The following is a 14489-nucleotide window of genomic DNA, read 5'->3' on the forward strand; positions in this document are numbered from 1 at the left end:
AAGAAGGTCTGCGCTTCGCTATCCGTGAAGGCGGTCGTACCGTCGGCGCTGGTGTCGTCGCCAAGGTTCTCGAGTAAAATCCTGAGCTTGCTTCAAAAAAGCTGTAATTTGTAGTCGTGCCCGGAGCCGGGCGCACGCACCTTGCTGGTGCCCGGCTCCATGCTCTTTTACCAAATCGACGGTGCAACACCGTCTCGCTCTTTCAAGGAATTGTCATGGCAAACCAGAAAATCCGCATTCGCCTGAAGGCTTTCGACTATCGTCTGATCGATCAATCGGCAGCTGAAATCGTCGATACGGCTAAGCGGACTGGCGCAATTGTACGTGGTCCGGTGCCGCTGCCGACCCGCATCCAACGTTTTGACATCCTGCGTTCGCCGCACGTCAACAAGACGTCGCGCGATCAGCTCGAAATCCGTACCCACCAACGCCTGATGGACATCGTCGATCCGACGGACAAGACCGTTGACGCGTTGATGAAGCTCGACCTGCCGGCTGGTGTGGACGTGGAAATCAAGTTGCAATAAGTTTTACCAAGCGCTGCTCTCGCGAGGAGCGGCGCTAAGTCTTTGATTGCTTGCGGAAAACGAAAAGCCTTGTTATACTCCAAGGCTTTTCGCGCATTTGCGCAAAAAAGTCGGTTTCTTTCTTAAGAATGAGTTCTCAAGAATTAGCCGGCATTTTGTAAATCAGCCCCGACCAATCGCAGTTGGGAATGGAGAAAACGATGAGCCTTGGACTCGTAGGTCGCAAGGTTGGCATGACCCGTATCTTTACGCCTGAAGGGGATTCGATTCCCGTCACCGTATTGGACGTGTCGGACAACCGCGTGACGCAGATCAAGTCTGTAGAAACGGATGGTTACATCGCCGTTCAAGTTGCATTCGGCACTCGCCGCGCATCGCGCGTGACGAAGCCGCTGGCAGGTCACCTTGCCAAAGCCGGCGTACAAGCTGGTGAAGTTCTCAAAGAATTCCAGATCGATTCCGCTAAGGCTGCCGAGTTGTCGAACGGTACCGTGATCGGTACGGACATCTTCGAAGTGGGCCAGAAAGTCGACGTGCAAGGCGTGTCGATCGGTAAGGGCTACGCCGGTACCATCAAGCGTCACAACTTCGCTTCGGGTCGCGCATCGCACGGTAACTCGCGTTCGCACAACGTCCCTGGTTCGATCGGTATGGCGCAGGATCCGGGTCGTGTTTTCCCGGGTAAGCGCATGACGGGTCACATGGGCGACGAAACGGTTACGGTGCAAAACCTCGTGATCGCTCGTATCGATACCGACCGTCATCTGTTGCTGGTCCGTGGCGCTGTTCCTGGTGCCAAGGGCGGTAAGGTCTTCGTGACGCCGGCTGTCAAGGCTCGCGCTGTGAAAGGAGCGAAATAATGGAACTTAAGCTCCTGAGCGCCAATGGTCAGGAAGGCACGGGTGTTAACGCATCGGACGTCGTGTTCGGTCGCGATTACAACGAAGCCCTGATCCATCAGGTCGTCACGGCCTATCAGGCCAACGCACGTAGCGGTAACCGCGCGCAGAAGGATCGTGAGCAAGTCAAGCACACGACCAAGAAGCCGTGGCGTCAAAAGGGCACGGGCCGCGCTCGTGCCGGTATGTCGTCGAGCCCGTTGTGGCGCGGCGGTGGCCGTATCTTCCCGAATTCGCCGGAAGAAAACTTTTCGCACAAGGTCAACAAGAAGATGCATCGCGCAGGTCTCTGCTCGATCTATTCGCAGCTGGCCCGTGAAGGTCGCATCGTGGTCGTCGACGAGATGACCCTCGAAGCGCCGAAGACCAAGCTGTTGGCCGAAAAATTCAAGGCAATGGGTCTCGAGTCCGTCCTGGTCATCACTGACACGGTCGACGAAAACCTGTACCTCGCGTCGCGCAATCTGGCCCACGTGGCCGTTGTCGAGCCGCGTTACGCCGACCCGCTCTCGTTGATCTACTTCAAGAAGATCGTGATTACGAAGGCTGCGGTCGCCCAGATCGAGGAGTTGCTGTCATGAGCGAGATTCGCAAGAACGATCATCGTTTGATGCAGGTCCTGCTCGCGCCGGTGATCTCCGAAAAGGCGACGCTGGTGGCCGACAAGAACGAGCAAGTTGTGTTCGAGGTCGCGCCCGATGCCACGAAGCAGGAAGTCAAGGCTGCTGTCGAGCTGCTGTTCAAGGTAGAAGTCAATTCCGTCAACGTGCTGGTCACGAAGGGTAAAGCCAAGCGCTTTGGCCGCTTCATGGGCAAGCGCAAGGACGTGAAGAAGGCGTATGTCTGCCTGAAGCCCGGCCAGGAAATCAACTTTGAAGCGGAGGCCAAGTAATCATGGCAATCGTAAAAGTTAAGCCGACTTCGCCGGGTCGCCGCGCGATGGTCAAGGTGGTCAACAAGGATCTGTACAAGGGCAAGCCGCACGCAGCGCTGCTCGACGCACAGTCCGTGACCGCCGGCCGGAATAACTCCGGTCGCATCACGACGCGTCACAAAGGTGGCGGTCACAAGCAACACTACCGTATGGTCGATTTCCGTCGCGACAAGGACGGCATTCCGGCAAAGATCGAACGTCTTGAGTACGATCCGAACCGTAGCGCGAACATTGCGCTGGTTCTGTACGCAGACGGCGAGCGCAAGTACATCATCGCTCCGAAGGGTGCGACGGTGGGTCAGTCGTTGATGTCTGGTTCGGAAGCGCCGATCCGCTCGGGTAACACCCTGCCGATTCGCAATATTCCGGTCGGTACGACGATTCACTGCATCGAGATGCTGCCGGGCAAGGGCGCGCAAATGGCGCGTTCGGCTGGTACGTCCGCCATGCTGCTGGCTCGTGAAGGTACGTACGCTCAGGTTCGCCTGCGTTCGGGTGAAATTCGCCGCGTGCACGTTGAGTGCCGCGCGACGATCGGTGAAGTTGGCAACGAAGAGCATAGCCTCCGTCAAATCGGTAAGGCTGGTGCTAACCGCTGGCGCGGTATCCGCCCGACGGTGCGTGGCGTTGCAATGAACCCGGTCGATCACCCGCACGGTGGTGGTGAAGGTAAGACGGCAGCAGGTCGCGATCCGGTCAGCCCGTGGGGAACCCCGGCTAAGGGTTATCGCACCCGCAGCAATAAGCGCACGACGACGATGATCGTTCAGCGCCGTCACAAGCGCTAAGGAGTAAGCAATGGCACGTTCTGTTAAAAAAGGTCCGTTCTGCGACGCTCATTTGCTGAAGAAGGTTGAGGCTGCCGCAGCTGCGCGTGACAAGAAACCGATCAAGACCTGGTCGCGTCGTTCGACGATCCTGCCGGATTTCATCGGTCTGACGATCGCCGTGCATAACGGCCGTCAACACGTCCCGGTGTATGTTTCGGAAAACATGGTCGGCCACAAACTTGGCGAGTTCGCATTGACCCGTACGTTCAAGGGTCATGCAGCCGACAAGAAGGCCAAGAAATAAGGGGCTATCAAGATGGAAGTAAAAGCTATTCATCGCGGTGCCCGCATCTCGGCGCAGAAAACGCGTCTTGTGGCTGACCAGATCCGTGGTTTGCCGGTCGACAAGGCGCTGAACGTTCTTACGTTCTCGCCGAAGAAGGCGGCGGGTATTGTCAAGAAGGTCGTGCTGTCGGCGATCGCGAATGCGGAACACAACGAAGGCGCCGACATCGATGAGCTCAAAGTAACGAGCATCATGGTCGACAAGGCCGCTTCCCTGAAGCGATTCACCGCGCGCGCAAAAGGCCGTGGCAACCGCATCGAGAAGCAATCCTGTCACATCACTGTGACAGTCGGGAATTAAGGAGCCATACGATGGGACAAAAAATTCATCCGACAGGCTTCCGTCTGGCTGTCAGCCGAAATTGGGCATCGCGTTGGTACGCGAACAACACCAATTTCGCATCGATGCTGCAGGAAGACATCGGCGTTCGTGAATACCTGAAGAAGAAGCTGAAAAACGCTTCGGTAGGTCGGGTTGTCATCGAGCGTCCGGCGAAGAATGCACGCATCACGATTTACAGCTCGCGTCCGGGTGTAGTGATCGGCAAGAAGGGTGAGGATATCGAACTGTTGAAGACGGAACTGCAACGCCGTATGGGCGTTCCGGTCCACGTCAACATCGAAGAAATCCGCAAGCCGGAAACCGATGCGCAACTGATCGCCGACTCGATCACGCAACAGCTCGAGCGCCGGATCATGTTCCGCCGCGCGATGAAGCGTGCGATGCAAAACGCCATGCGTCTGGGTGCCCAGGGCATCAAGATCATGAGCGCCGGCCGGTTGAACGGTATCGAAATCGCTCGTACGGAGTGGTATCGCGAAGGTCGCGTTCCGCTTCACACGCTGCGTGCCGATATTGACTACGCAACCTCGGAAGCGAAGACGACCTACGGCATCATCGGCGTCAAGGTGTGGGTCTACAAGGGCGACACGCTGGGCCGCAATGATGCACCGGTGGTCGAAGAAGTAGCCGAAGACAAGCGTCCGCGCCGCAACGCACGTCCGGGTGGCGATCGCCGTCCGCGTCGTGACGGTGAAGGTGGTGGCCCGGCAAACGCAGGTGCGCGCCGTGGCGCTCCCCGTCGTGCTGGCGGTGCCGGCGGCGACGGGAAGACTGGAGAATAACGATGCTGCAACCGAAACGCAGAAAGTATCGCAAAGAGCAAAAGGGTCGTAACACCGGCAAGGCGACGCGCGGCAACGCGGTGTCGTTCGGTGAATATGGCCTGAAGGCTATCGGTCGCGGCCGTTTGACCGCGCGCCAAATCGAAGCGGCGCGTCGCGCAATGACGCGTCACATTAAACGTGGCGGCCGTATCTGGATCCGCATTTTCCCGGACAAGCCGATCTCGCAAAAGCCGGCTGAAGTACGGATGGGTAACGGTAAAGGTAACCCTGAGTACTACGTCGCAGAGATTCAACCGGGCAAGATGCTGTATGAAATGGACGGTGTTACTGAAGAGTTGGCACGTGAAGCGTTCCGTCTGGCTGCAGCTAAGCTGCCGCTGAAGACGTACTTCGTTTCACGCCAGCTCGGCGCCTAAGGAGCAATGATGAAGGCTTCCGAACTTCACCAGAAAGACCAGGCCGCTCTCAATCAAGAGCTGACGGACCTGCTGAAGGCGCAATTCGGCCTGCGCATGCAACTCGCGACCCAGCAATTGACCAACAACAGTCAATTGAAGAAGGTTCGTCGCGACATCGCTCGTGTGCGGACCGTCCTGACTGAGAAGGCGAACCAGAAATGAACGATAGCGTAAAAACCTCGCTCAAGCGGACGCTGGTCGGCAAGGTCGTCAGCAACAAGATGGAAAAGACGGTCACCGTGCTGGTCGAGCACCGCGTAAAGCACCCGATCTACGGCAAGTACGTCGTACGGTCGAAGAAGTACCACGCTCATGACGACGCGAACACGTACAACGAAGGCGATCTCGTCGAGATCCAGGAAACCCGTCCGATTTCTAAGACGAAAGCCTGGGTTGTGTCGAAATTGCTGGAGTCGGCGCGCGTCATCTAAGCGTCAAAATGCGGTAAAAGAAGTGTCGCAGTAAGTTTCGCTTGCAAGACCGAGATTATGCGTTATAATTTCGGTCTTCCCTCTTTGTGGGAGCCCCATCGCGGGCGAAGTAGGTGGGGGAAGCCGGTACGGGCGCCAGTTCGTACTGACAGATTCACCGGATTGCGATGGCGGGTTTCGTCTGCCCTCGCTGCCTGTTCTAACCCAAGCAGCCACCAGGCTGACGGGACCAAGACTGACCGGGTGCGCCATGGTGGCGTAACTGGATTAAGTTGGGAAAGATAAACCATGATTCAGACCGAAACTCGGCTTGAAGTTGCCGACAACACGGGTGCACGTGAAGTGATGTGCATCAAGGTGCTCGGCGGCTCGAAGCGTCGTTACGCTAGCATTGGCGACATCATCAAGGTGACCGTCAAGGAAGCAACGCCGCGCGGACGCGTGAAGAAGGGCGAAATCTACAACGCCGTGGTCGTTCGTACGGCCAAGGGCGTGCGCCGCCAGGACGGCTCGCTGATCAAGTTCGACGGTAATGCCGCCGTACTTTTGAATGCCAAGCTCGAGCCTATCGGTACGCGTATTTTCGGACCGGTTACGCGTGAATTGCGTAGTGAACGATTTATGAAGATCGTTTCACTCGCGCCGGAAGTGCTGTAAGGAGTCGCGATGAACAAGATTCGCAAAGGTGACGAAGTTATCGTCACCACTGGCAAAGACAAAGGCAAGCGCGGCGTCGTGCTGTCCGTTGGCGAAGAGCGTGTAACGGTCGAGGGTATCAATCTCGTCAAGAAGCACGTCAAGCCGAACCCGATGAAGGGTACGACGGGTGGCGTGGAAGCCAAGACGATGCCGCTGCATATTTCGAACGTCGCATTGGTCGACGCGAATGGCAAGGCGTCACGTGTAGGCATCAAGGTCGAAGGCGACAAGAAGGTTCGCTTCTTGAAGTCGACCGGTGCCACGCTTAGCGTCTGACGCGGAGTAAAAAATGGCACGTCTGCAAGAATTTTATAAAGAGAAGGTTGTACCCGGCCTCGTTGAGAAGTTCGGCTACAAGTCCATCATGGAAGTGCCGCGCATCACCAAGATCACCCTGAACATGGGTCTTGGAGAAGCCGTCGCCGACAAGAAGATCATCGAAAACGCCGTTGGCGACCTGACGAAGATTGCTGGCCAGAAGCCGGTTATCACAAAGGCACGCAAGGCTATCGCTGGCTTCAAGATTCGTCAGGGCTACCCGATCGGCGCGATGGTTACGCTGCGCGGCCAGGCCATGTACGAATTTCTCGATCGTTTCGTGACGGTTGCGCTCCCCCGGGTTCGTGACTTCCGCGGTGTATCGGGTCGTGCGTTCGACGGTCGCGGCAACTACAACATCGGTGTGAAAGAGCAGATCATTTTCCCCGAGATCGATTACGACAAGATCGACGCGCTTCGTGGGCTGAACATCAGCATCACGACGACCGCGAAGACTGACGATGAAGCGAAGGCACTGCTCGCCAGCTTCAAGTTCCCGTTCAGAAACTGAGGTTACCGTGGCTAAATTGGCACTGATCGAACGTGAAAAGAAGCGTGCGCGCCTGGCTGCAAAGTACGCTCCCAAGCGTACGGCGCTGAAGGCGGTCATTGATGACGCGAGCAAGTCGGACGAAGAGCGTTATGCCGCTCGTCTCGAACTGCAACAACTGCCCCGCAACTCGAACCCCACTCGCAAGCGTAACCGCTGCGCGATCACGGGTCGTCCGCGTGGCACGTTCCGCAAATTCGGATTGGCACGCAGCAAGATTCGCGAAATCGCTTTCCGCGGCGAAATCCCTGGCCTGACCAAGGCGAGCTGGTAATAGGAGATATCTAAATGAGTATGAGTGATCCTATCGCCGATATGCTGACTCGCATCCGCAATGCGCAGATGGTTGAGAAAGTATCGGTGACAATGCCCTCGTCGAAAGTCAAGGTTGCGATTGCGCAGGTTTTGAAGGACGAAGGTTATATCGACGATTTCGCAGTGAAGTCTGAAGGTGCGAAGTCGGAATTGAACATTGCGTTGAAGTACTACGCTGGCCGTCCGGTTATCGAGCGCATTGAACGCGTCTCGAAGCCTGGTCTGCGTGTGTATCGCGGTCGTAACGACATTCCGGTTGTAATGAACGGTCTTGGCGTTGCAATCGTGTCGACGCCCCAGGGTGTGATGACCGACCGCAAGGCGCGCCAGACCGGCGTCGGCGGCGAAGTCCTCTGCTACGTCGCTTAAGCCGAAAAGGAGAAGAAACATGTCTCGAGTAGGTAAAAGCCCGATTACGCTGCCGCAAGGCGCGGAAGTGGCCTTTAGCGGCGAAGTAATCACCGTCAAGGGCCCGCTGGGTACGATTACGCAAGCGGCCAACCCGCTTGTTACGGTAGCAAACGACAACGGCACGCTCAACTTCGCCCCGGCTGATGAAAGCCGTGAAGCGAATGCGATGTCGGGCACGATGCGCGCCCTCGTGGCGAACATGGTGAATGGCGTTACGAAGGGTTTCGAGCGCAAGCTGACGCTGGTTGGCGTTGGTTATCGCGCGCAGGCGCAGGGCGACAAGCTGAATCTGTCGCTGGGTTTCTCGCACCCCGTGGTGCACGCGATGCCGGAAGGCGTCAAAGTTGAAACCCCGACGCAAACCGAAATCGTGATCAAGGGGATCGACAAGCAGAAAGTTGGCCAGGTCGCTGCGGAAGTTCGCGGTTACCGTCCGCCGGAGCCCTACAAGGGCAAGGGCGTGCGCTACTTCGGCGAAGTCGTCATCCTCAAAGAAACGAAGAAGAAGTAAGGGTGCGCAATCATGGATAAGACTCAATCTCGCCTGCGCCGCGCCAAACAGACGCGCGTCAAGATCGCTGAGCTGCAGGTCGCACGTCTGGCTGTGCATCGCACGAACACGCATATCTATGCGCAAGTGTTCTCGCCGTGCGGCACCAAGGTGCTGGCAAGCGCGTCGACGCTCGAAGCTGAAGTGCGTGCCGAACTGGCCGACAAGACCGGTAAGGGCGGCAACGTCAACGCTGCGATCGCTGTCGGTAAGCGTATTGCTGAAAAGGCCAAGGCTGCCGGCGTCGAATCCGTCGCCTTCGACCGTTCGGGTTTCCGTTACCACGGCCGCGTGAAAGCGCTGGCTGATGCGGCACGCGAAGCCGGACTCAAGTTCTAAGGGAAGAATTCGTCATGGCAAAGATGCAAGCGAATGTGAAGGCTGAAGAACGCGACGACGGCCTCCGTGAAAAGATGATCGCGGTCAACCGCGTGACCAAGGTGGTGAAGGGCGGCCGGATTCTCGGTTTTGCCGCACTGACCGTGGTTGGCGATGGTGACGGACGCATCGGCATGGGCAAGGGCAAAGCGAAGGAAGTTCCGGTTGCTGTTCAAAAGGCAATGGAACAAGCACGCCGCAACATGTTCAAGGTGCCGTTGAAGAACGGTACGCTGCAACACGAAGTGCACGGTAAGCACGGCGCATCCGCAGTCCTCCTGGCTCCGGCCAAGGATGGTACGGGTGTTATCGCCGGCGGCCCGATGCGCGCAGTGTTCGACGTGATGGGCGTTCAAAACGTTGTGGCGAAGAGCCACGGTTCGACGAATCCGTACAACCTCGTTCGTGCAACGCTCGACGGTCTGCGCAAGCAGTCCACGCCGGGTGACATCGCGGCGAAGCGCGGCAAGTCCGTCGAAGATATTTTGGGCTAAGCCAGGTGGTCACCATGTCTGATAAAACTGTCAAGGTTCAGCTCGTGAAGAGCCTGATTGGGACCCGTGAAACGCATCGTGCAACGGTGCGTGGTCTGGGCCTGCGCCGACTCAACTCGGTTAGCGAACTGCAGGACACGCCGGCAGTGCGCGGGATGATCAACAAGGTCTCGTACCTTGTCAAAGTCCTCAGCTAAGCGGCTGACCAGGGATCAAGGAGTTGAATATGGATTTGAATAACCTTAAGCCGGCAGACGGCGCGAAGCATGCAAAGCGTCGCGTTGGCCGCGGTATCGGTTCCGGCCTGGGCAAGACTGCAGGTCGTGGTCACAAGGGTCAGAAATCGCGTTCGGGCGGCTTTCATAAAGTCGGCTTTGAAGGCGGTCAGATGCCTCTGCAACGTCGTCTGCCGAAGCGTGGTTTCAGCTCGCTGACGCATGAGTTCGTTGGCGAAGTGCGTTTGTCGGACCTCGAGAAGCTGCCGGTCGACGAAATCGACTTGTTGGCTTTGAAGCAAGCCGGTCTGCTCGGCGTGCTCTTTACGAGCGCACGGATCATCAAGACGGGCGAACTGACGCGCAAGATCACGGTCAAGGGCCTCGTTGCTACGAAGGGTGCCCGTGCTGCGATTGAAGCCGCCGGCGGCTCGGTCGCTGAGTAACGAGCGCGTGTTGTCGTTGTTAGCGAAAGCATCGGAGAAGGTTCTTGGCTAATAGCCCGAGTCTCGCAAAATCCGGTCGAAGCGCTGCGAAGTTCGGCGATCTGCGTCGGCGTGCAATGTTCTTGCTGCTGGCGCTGATCGTCTACCGTATCGGTGCGCATATTCCGGTGCCGGGTATCGACCCGGATCAGCTGGCGAAGCTTTTCCAGAGCCAGTCAGGCGGCATTCTAGGCATGTTCAACATGTTCTCGGGTGGCGCACTGTCCAGGTTCACGATCTTCGCGCTTGGGATCATGCCGTACATCTCGGCGTCGATCATCATGCAGCTGCTGTCGATCGTTTCGCCGCAAATGGAAGCGCTGAAGAAAGAAGGGCAGGCAGGGCAGCGGAAGATTACGCAGTACACGCGTTACTTCACGGTTGTTCTGGCTACGTTTCAAGCATTTGGTATTGCGGTGGCGCTGGAAAATCAAGCCGGGCTCGTTATTGACCCAGGCATGGTGTTCCGGTTGACGACAGTCGTGACGCTGGTGACCGGCACGATGTTCCTGATGTGGCTGGGTGAGCAGATCACGGAGCGCGGACTGGGCAACGGTATCTCGATCATCATTTTCGGTGGTATTGCGGCGGGTTTCCCGAACGCAATCGGTGGTCTCTTCGAACTGGTTCGCACCGGCTCCATGAGTATCATCTCGGCGATCATTGTCGTCGTGCTGATTGCGGCGGTCACGTTCGTGGTGGTGTTCATCGAACGCGGTCAGCGCAAGATCCTCGTCAACTACGCCAAGCGTCAGGTCGGAAACAAGATTTATGGCGGTCAGTCGTCGCATTTGCCGCTGAAGTTGAATATGTCGGGCGTGATTCCGCCGATCTTCGCGTCGTCGATCATCCTGTTCCCGGCAACTATCCTGAACTGGTTTAGTTCGGGTACGCGGACCGGCTGGTTTGCGAACACGCTGCACGGTGTTGCTGAGGCTCTTAAGCCTGGCCAACCGGTGTATGTGTTGTTGTACGCAATGGCGATCGTTTTCTTCTGCTTCTTCTACACCGCGTTGGTGTTCAACAGCAGGGAGACGGCCGACAACTTGAAGAAAAGCGGTGCCTTCGTTCCCGGGATTCGTCCTGGTGACCAGACGGCTCGGTATATCGATCGGATCCTCACGCGTTTGACGCTGGCCGGTGCGATCTACATTGTGTTCGTTTGCTTGCTGCCGGAATTTCTGGTGCTGCGTTGGAACGTACCGTTTTATTTCGGTGGAACGTCGCTGCTGATCATTGTCGTGGTCACGATGGATTTCATGGCGCAGGTGCAGTCCTACGTTATGTCGCAACAGTATGAATCGCTGCTCAAGAAGGCCAACTTCAAAGGCAGTAACGTCCCTATGCGCTAGTAAGGACTATGGCCAAAGACGATGTAATCCAGATGCAGGGCGAGGTGGTGGAAAACCTTCCCAATGCTACTTTCCGGGTTAGGTTGGAAAATGGCCATGTGGTTCTTGGGCACATATCCGGGAAGATGCGGATGCATTACATCCGCATTCTTCCAGGCGACAAGGTAACGGTTGAATTGACGCCTTACGATCTGTCTCGTGCACGGATCGTGTTCCGGGCGAAGTGATTTGAAAAAAGGGTAATATCATGAAAGTGATGGCATCGGTTAAGCGCATTTGCCGCAATTGCAAGATCATCAAGCGCAAGGGCGTTGTGCGCGTGATTTGCAGCTCTGATCCGCGCCACAAACAGCGTCAAGGCTGAACGCCGCGCTTTTGCTTGCGCTTTTTGTTTGAGGAAAAACAATGGCTCGTATCGCAGGGGTTAACATCCCGAATCACCAGCATACTGAAATCGGCCTCACGGCAATTTTCGGTGTAGGTCGCACGCGCGCTCGCGACATTTGCGTGGCGTCTGGTGTGGAATTTTCGAAGAAGGTCAAAGACCTCACTGACGCAGACCTCGAAAAGCTGCGAGAAGAAGTGGGTAAGTTCATCGTCGAAGGCGACCTGCGTCGTGAAGTGACGATGAACATCAAGCGCCTGATGGACTTGGGCTGCTACCGTGGCGTGCGCCATCGCAAGGGCTTGCCCATGCGTGGTCAGCGTACACGTACGAATGCCCGTACCCGTAAGGGTCCGCGTCGTGCAGCGCAATCGCTGAAGAAGTAAGCGGAATTGATAGTTACAGGAAAACGTAATGGCTAAGGCTTCGAACAACTCCGCGGCGCAACGCGTTCGCAAGAAGGTAAAGAAGAACGTCGCCGAGGGCGTAGTTCACGTTCACGCGTCGTTCAACAACACCATCATCACGATCACCGATCGCCAAGGCAATGCACTCGCCTGGGCAACGTCGGGTGGCCAGGGCTTCAAGGGTTCGCGTAAATCGACTCCCTTTGCTGCTCAGGTCGCAGCCGAATCGGCTGGTCGCGTGGCGATGGAATACGGCGTGAAGAACCTCGAAGTGCGGATCAAGGGCCCCGGTCCTGGCCGTGAATCGGCGGTGCGTGCGCTGCATGGTCTTGGCATCAAGATCACCGCAATCTCCGACGTGACACCGGTCCCGCACAACGGTTGCCGTCCGCCGAAGCGTCGTCGTATCTAAGACGTCGCGTAGCGCCTTGACCTGTTGACGCTCGCGCGTCGACAGGTTGCTTGCGTTATGGAATCAGCGTTAAGAATACTGACTAAGCCCACCGTTCGATCCATTGAGTTCGAACTAGCGCGAATGTATTTCGCGTGATCAATTATTAAGGATGCAAAGTGGCACGTTATACCGGTCCTAAAGCAAAGCTGTCCCGCCGTGAAGGTACTGATCTTTTCCTGAAGAGCGCACGCCGCTCGCTCGCTGACAAGTGCAAGCTCGATAGCAAGCCGGGTCAGCATGGCCGCACGTCTGGCGCTCGTACGTCCGACTACGGTACGCAGTTGCGTGAAAAGCAAAAAGTGAAGCGTATTTACGGCGTGCTCGAACGTCAGTTCCGTCGTTACTTCGCTGAAGCTGATCGCCGCAAGGGCCCGACGGGCGAAAACCTGTTGCAATTGCTCGAGTCGCGTCTCGACAACGTCGTGTATCGCATGGGCTTCGGCTCGACGCGCGCTGAAGCACGTCAGCTGGTCGGTCACAAGTCGATCACGGTGAACGGCGTTGTGAACAACATCCCGTCGATGCAAGTCAAGGCCGGTGATGTGGTTGCTGTTCGCGAACAGTCGAAGAAGCAAGTGCGGATTCTGGAAGCGCTTAACCTGGCTGAACAAGGCGGAATGCCGAGCTGGGTTTCTGTCGACGCCAAGAAGTTCGAAGGCACGTTCAAGTCGATGCCGGAACGCAGCGATATCGCTGGCGACATCAACGAAAGCCTGATCGTCGAATTGTATTCGCGGTAAATCGGATTAACGGCCGGGGAGCCCTGATTGCCGAAGGCAAGGGGCTACCTCGGCTGTCTATTTTCGGGTTGTCACCGGTCAGCCTTATCGGCGTAACGAGCCGAGGGTATTGAAAAGGAAAACCTATGCAAACCAGTTTGTTGAAGCCCAAGATTATTGCAGTCGAATCGCTTGGCGACAGTCACGCGAAAGTGGTCATGGAGCCGTTCGAACGCGGTTATGGTCATACCTTGGGTAACGCGCTTCGGCGTGTGCTGTTGTCGTCGATGATTGGTTATGCGCCGACCGAAGTGACGATTGCTGGCGTCGTGCATGAATATTCTACGCTCGACGGCGTGCAAGAAGATGTGGTCAACCTGCTGTTGAATTTGAAGGGCGTCGTTTTCAAGCTGCATAACCGCGACGAAGTCACGGTCACGCTGCGCAAGGAAGGCGAAGGCGTTGTCACGGCCGGCGATATCGAACTCGCTCACGATTGCGAAGTCATCAATCCGGGTCACGTGATTGCGCATCTGTCGAAGGGCGGCAAGCTCGACGTTCAGATCAAGATTGAAAAGGGCCGCGGCTATGTGCCGGGCAACGTGCGCCGTTATGGCGAAGATTCGGCGAAGATCATTGGCCGTATCGTGCTGGATGCGTCGTTCTCGCCGGTTCTCCGCGTGAGCTACGCCGTTGAAAGCGCTCGTGTTGAGCAGCGTACCGACCTCGACAAGCTCGTGATGAACATTGAAACCAACGGCGTGATTTCGCCCGAGGAAGCAATTCGTCAATCGGCTCGTATCCTGGTCGACCAGTTGTCGGTGTTCGCCGCACTGGAAGGCACGGAAGCAGCGGCAGAAGCACCGTCTCGCGCGCCGCAGATCGATCCGATCCTGTTGCGTCCGGTGGACGATCTCGAACTGACGGTTCGTTCCGCGAACTGCCTGAAGGCCGAGAACATCTATTACATCGGCGATTTGATTCAGCGCACGGAAAACGAATTGCTCAAGACGCCTAATCTCGGTCGCAAGTCGTTGAACGAGATCAAGGAAGTCCTGGCTTCGCGTGGTCTGACGTTGGGTATGAAGCTCGAAAACTGGCCGCCGGCTGGTCTCGACAAGTAAGTTTCAAGCAGTACGCTTGACTGGCAAAGATGCGGATTTTCCTTTAAAATCCGCATCTTGCTTTTTCTACGACCGGCCCGTGCGCTCAAAAGAGACGCAATAGAAGAGCTGGATCTAAACTTGGTTAATTAGGAAATTCAA

Annotated in this window: 29 protein-coding genes; all 29 read left to right on the forward strand. The window is 56.7% G+C overall.

The window, feature by feature from the left end; translation table 11 throughout:
• On the forward strand, nucleotides 1–77 hold a 77-nt coding region (locus tag AWB69_RS46285), incomplete at its 5' end, for an EF-Tu C-terminal domain-related protein (RefSeq protein ID WP_291430591.1).
• A gap of 138 nt (nucleotides 78–215) precedes the next feature.
• Nucleotides 216–527 carry a 30S ribosomal protein S10 gene (gene rpsJ, locus AWB69_RS34230; RefSeq protein ID WP_031361584.1) on the forward strand — a complete coding sequence of 104 codons (312 nt, stop codon included), beginning with the start codon at nucleotides 216–218 and terminating at the stop codon, nucleotides 525–527.
• A gap of 200 nt (nucleotides 528–727) precedes the next feature.
• Nucleotides 728–1387 (forward strand): 50S ribosomal protein L3, encoded by a 660-nt coding sequence (gene rplC / locus AWB69_RS34235; RefSeq protein ID WP_062091252.1) that lies wholly within the window; start codon nucleotides 728–730, stop codon nucleotides 1385–1387.
• Nucleotides 1387–2007, forward strand: a complete 621-nt coding sequence (rplD, locus tag AWB69_RS34240; RefSeq protein ID WP_031361582.1) for a 50S ribosomal protein L4 — start codon at nucleotides 1387–1389, stop codon at nucleotides 2005–2007. The genes rplC and rplD overlap by 1 nt, the downstream gene beginning before the upstream one ends.
• Entirely contained in the window at nucleotides 2004–2318 is a 315-nt protein-coding gene (gene rplW / locus AWB69_RS34245) for a 50S ribosomal protein L23 (RefSeq protein WP_031361581.1), read from the forward strand. The genes rplD and rplW overlap by 4 nt, the downstream gene beginning before the upstream one ends.
• Nucleotides 2319–2320: 2 nt before the next feature.
• The gene (gene rplB / locus AWB69_RS34250) at nucleotides 2321–3148 is read left to right on the forward strand and encodes a 50S ribosomal protein L2 (protein ID WP_062091253.1); all 828 of its coding nucleotides are present in this window, start codon (nucleotides 2321–2323) and stop codon (nucleotides 3146–3148) included.
• Between the two features lie 10 nt (nucleotides 3149–3158).
• Nucleotides 3159–3434 carry a 30S ribosomal protein S19 gene (gene rpsS, locus AWB69_RS34255; RefSeq protein ID WP_031361579.1) on the forward strand — a complete coding sequence of 92 codons (276 nt, stop codon included), beginning with the start codon at nucleotides 3159–3161 and terminating at the stop codon, nucleotides 3432–3434.
• A gap of 12 nt (nucleotides 3435–3446) precedes the next feature.
• Entirely contained in the window at nucleotides 3447–3776 is a 330-nt protein-coding gene (gene rplV, locus AWB69_RS34260) for a 50S ribosomal protein L22 (protein WP_031361578.1), read from the forward strand.
• Between the two features lie 11 nt (nucleotides 3777–3787).
• Nucleotides 3788–4600, forward strand: coding sequence for a 30S ribosomal protein S3 (gene rpsC, locus AWB69_RS34265; protein ID WP_062091254.1), 813 nt, complete (start codon nucleotides 3788–3790; stop codon nucleotides 4598–4600).
• 2 nt (nucleotides 4601–4602) lie between these two features.
• Nucleotides 4603–5019, forward strand: coding sequence for a 50S ribosomal protein L16 (rplP, locus tag AWB69_RS34270; RefSeq protein WP_031361576.1), 417 nt, complete (start codon nucleotides 4603–4605; stop codon nucleotides 5017–5019).
• A 9-nt stretch (nucleotides 5020–5028) separates the two neighbouring features.
• Nucleotides 5029–5223, forward strand: coding sequence for a 50S ribosomal protein L29 (gene rpmC, locus AWB69_RS34275; RefSeq protein WP_047845339.1), 195 nt, complete (start codon nucleotides 5029–5031; stop codon nucleotides 5221–5223).
• Nucleotides 5220–5492: a 30S ribosomal protein S17 gene (gene rpsQ / locus AWB69_RS34280; protein ID WP_031361574.1), complete on the forward strand. Its 273-nt coding sequence runs from the start codon at nucleotides 5220–5222 to the stop codon at nucleotides 5490–5492. The genes rpmC and rpsQ overlap by 4 nt, the downstream gene beginning before the upstream one ends.
• Nucleotides 5493–5780: 288 nt before the next feature.
• A complete protein-coding gene (gene rplN / locus AWB69_RS34285) occupies nucleotides 5781–6149 on the forward strand; it encodes a 50S ribosomal protein L14 (RefSeq protein WP_006052212.1) in 369 nt (122 codons plus the stop codon).
• 9 nt (nucleotides 6150–6158) lie between these two features.
• Complete coding sequence (gene rplX, locus AWB69_RS34290; RefSeq protein WP_047845340.1) at nucleotides 6159–6467, forward strand: 50S ribosomal protein L24; 309 nt, start codon at nucleotides 6159–6161, stop codon at nucleotides 6465–6467.
• Nucleotides 6468–6480: 13 nt separating this feature from the next.
• Entirely contained in the window at nucleotides 6481–7020 is a 540-nt protein-coding gene (gene rplE / locus AWB69_RS34295; RefSeq protein ID WP_035933066.1) for a 50S ribosomal protein L5, read from the forward strand.
• Between the two features lie 7 nt (nucleotides 7021–7027).
• Complete coding sequence (rpsN, locus tag AWB69_RS34300) at nucleotides 7028–7333, forward strand: 30S ribosomal protein S14 (RefSeq protein ID WP_031361570.1); 306 nt, start codon at nucleotides 7028–7030, stop codon at nucleotides 7331–7333.
• 14 nt (nucleotides 7334–7347) lie between these two features.
• Nucleotides 7348–7743 carry a 30S ribosomal protein S8 gene (gene rpsH / locus AWB69_RS34305; RefSeq protein ID WP_031361569.1) on the forward strand — a complete coding sequence of 132 codons (396 nt, stop codon included), beginning with the start codon at nucleotides 7348–7350 and terminating at the stop codon, nucleotides 7741–7743.
• A 19-nt stretch (nucleotides 7744–7762) separates the two neighbouring features.
• Nucleotides 7763–8296: a 50S ribosomal protein L6 gene (rplF, locus tag AWB69_RS34310; protein ID WP_056355422.1), complete on the forward strand. Its 534-nt coding sequence runs from the start codon at nucleotides 7763–7765 to the stop codon at nucleotides 8294–8296.
• A gap of 12 nt (nucleotides 8297–8308) precedes the next feature.
• On the forward strand, nucleotides 8309–8674 hold the full coding sequence (gene rplR / locus AWB69_RS34315) for a 50S ribosomal protein L18 (RefSeq protein WP_047845342.1): 366 nt from the start codon (nucleotides 8309–8311) through the stop codon (nucleotides 8672–8674).
• 14 nt (nucleotides 8675–8688) lie between these two features.
• Nucleotides 8689–9207, forward strand: coding sequence for a 30S ribosomal protein S5 (gene rpsE / locus AWB69_RS34320; RefSeq protein ID WP_031361566.1), 519 nt, complete (start codon nucleotides 8689–8691; stop codon nucleotides 9205–9207).
• A gap of 14 nt (nucleotides 9208–9221) precedes the next feature.
• Nucleotides 9222–9404 carry a 50S ribosomal protein L30 gene (gene rpmD / locus AWB69_RS34325; RefSeq protein WP_047845343.1) on the forward strand — a complete coding sequence of 61 codons (183 nt, stop codon included), beginning with the start codon at nucleotides 9222–9224 and terminating at the stop codon, nucleotides 9402–9404.
• A gap of 29 nt (nucleotides 9405–9433) precedes the next feature.
• A complete protein-coding gene (gene rplO, locus AWB69_RS34330) occupies nucleotides 9434–9868 on the forward strand; it encodes a 50S ribosomal protein L15 (RefSeq protein ID WP_062091255.1) in 435 nt (144 codons plus the stop codon).
• A 44-nt stretch (nucleotides 9869–9912) separates the two neighbouring features.
• Entirely contained in the window at nucleotides 9913–11259 is a 1347-nt protein-coding gene (secY, locus tag AWB69_RS34335) for a preprotein translocase subunit SecY (protein WP_062091256.1), read from the forward strand.
• 8 nt (nucleotides 11260–11267) lie between these two features.
• Nucleotides 11268–11486, forward strand: a complete 219-nt coding sequence (gene infA / locus AWB69_RS34340) for a translation initiation factor IF-1 (protein WP_047845346.1) — start codon at nucleotides 11268–11270, stop codon at nucleotides 11484–11486.
• Between the two features lie 20 nt (nucleotides 11487–11506).
• On the forward strand, nucleotides 11507–11623 hold the full coding sequence (rpmJ, locus tag AWB69_RS34345; RefSeq protein ID WP_004199844.1) for a 50S ribosomal protein L36: 117 nt from the start codon (nucleotides 11507–11509) through the stop codon (nucleotides 11621–11623).
• A 41-nt stretch (nucleotides 11624–11664) separates the two neighbouring features.
• Nucleotides 11665–12030 (forward strand): 30S ribosomal protein S13, encoded by a 366-nt coding sequence (gene rpsM / locus AWB69_RS34350; protein WP_031361562.1) that lies wholly within the window; start codon nucleotides 11665–11667, stop codon nucleotides 12028–12030.
• A gap of 28 nt (nucleotides 12031–12058) precedes the next feature.
• Nucleotides 12059–12463, forward strand: coding sequence for a 30S ribosomal protein S11 (gene rpsK / locus AWB69_RS34355; protein WP_006052224.1), 405 nt, complete (start codon nucleotides 12059–12061; stop codon nucleotides 12461–12463).
• Nucleotides 12464–12621: 158 nt separating this feature from the next.
• Nucleotides 12622–13245 (forward strand): 30S ribosomal protein S4, encoded by a 624-nt coding sequence (gene rpsD / locus AWB69_RS34360; RefSeq protein WP_062091257.1) that lies wholly within the window; start codon nucleotides 12622–12624, stop codon nucleotides 13243–13245.
• 125 nt (nucleotides 13246–13370) lie between these two features.
• A complete protein-coding gene (locus AWB69_RS34365; RefSeq protein ID WP_047845349.1) occupies nucleotides 13371–14348 on the forward strand; it encodes a DNA-directed RNA polymerase subunit alpha in 978 nt (325 codons plus the stop codon).
• The last annotated feature ends 141 nt before the right edge of the window (nucleotides 14349–14489 follow it).

This window comes from Caballeronia udeis (assembly GCF_001544555.2).
GTDB classification, from domain to species: Bacteria; Pseudomonadota; Gammaproteobacteria; order Burkholderiales; family Burkholderiaceae; genus Caballeronia; species Caballeronia udeis.